Below are 1,101 nucleotides of genomic sequence, written 5' to 3' on the forward strand. Positions count from 1 at the left end.
TCCATTCAATAACGGATTCTAAAACCTCAAAAACGTCTAATTTTTCCTGTTTTGCTTTGATCAAAGCTTGTCCGATGTTCGTAAAGTGTATAACTTTCTCATTCAGCTTTTTACCGTTCAGTTTCTGAATTTCCTCTTGAGCCTTACGACCTTTTGATAAGAGACTAAGTATTTGTCTGTCATGAATTTCAAAAGCTTTATCCGTCAAATCTTGATTAAGATGTAATAAATAGACGGTTAGTATTGAATATCGTTTATTTTCCTGAAAATCACGGAATGCATAAGGTTCATATCTTGAACCCAAGCGAGACAGCTGTAACAGGCGATTGCGGTGCAAATGATTAATTTGCACCGTTTCTAATTCCATTCCTCGTATGTATTCGAGTCGTTCTATTACTTTTAAAAAGGTTTCGGGTGAAGGATGTCCCGGTGGTTCTTTTAACCAACCCAATATCGTTTTATTGGATTCTGACGAATGCTGCAAGGTAATAATATCTTCAAGTTTTTCTTTTTGTTCATTTGTTAGGGATTGACTAACCGTGTTAAATAGCTTCTTTTCAGCCATTGCCCTTGCTTCCCACACTATTCTTTCAAGTGTAGTGATAGCAGGCAGTATGATTTTGTTTTTTCTTAGAAAATCTATGCATTCATGTAGTAGATGAATGGCATCACCATTTTCCAAAGCCAATTGATGTAGGTGCTTAAATGTCATTCTATATTCTTTCAGAGTAAAAGTTACTAGTTTATATTCAATTCGAATTTCTTTCAAATGATCCCAAAGTGTATTGTCTCTTTGAGGATAAAGCTTTAGCGAGGATGGACTAGCACCGATTTGTTTTGATATATAATGTATGACTGAATCCGGGATGTTTTTGATATGAGTGTATGGCCAACCGGGATATCGAAGAACAGCTAATTGAACGGTGAACCCTAAACGGTTTTCTTCTCTCCTTCGCTTATTGATAATTTCTAAATCCCGTTTGGAAAAAGTGTAGTAGGTTCCTAGCACCCACTCGTCTTCAGGAATTTGCATAAGGACCTGTCGCTGTTCCGATGTAAGCAATTCTCTACCTCTCGCAACTTTCATACAGTATCATCTCA

The 1,101-nt window shown here is 36.7% G+C and carries 1 protein-coding gene; it reads right to left on the reverse strand.

Going from position 1 to position 1,101, the window contains the following annotated elements; all coding sequences use genetic code 11:
- A partial coding sequence (locus tag RT405_RS13060; RefSeq protein WP_313470253.1) for a DUF4158 domain-containing protein occupies positions 1-1,087 on the reverse strand: 1,087 nt, incomplete at its 3' end.
- Positions 1,088-1,101: the final 14 nt, after the last annotated feature.

It is taken from the genome of Carnobacterium sp., assembly GCF_032094055.1.
In the GTDB taxonomy this organism is placed as follows: domain Bacteria; phylum Bacillota; class Bacilli; order Lactobacillales; family Carnobacteriaceae; genus Carnobacterium_A.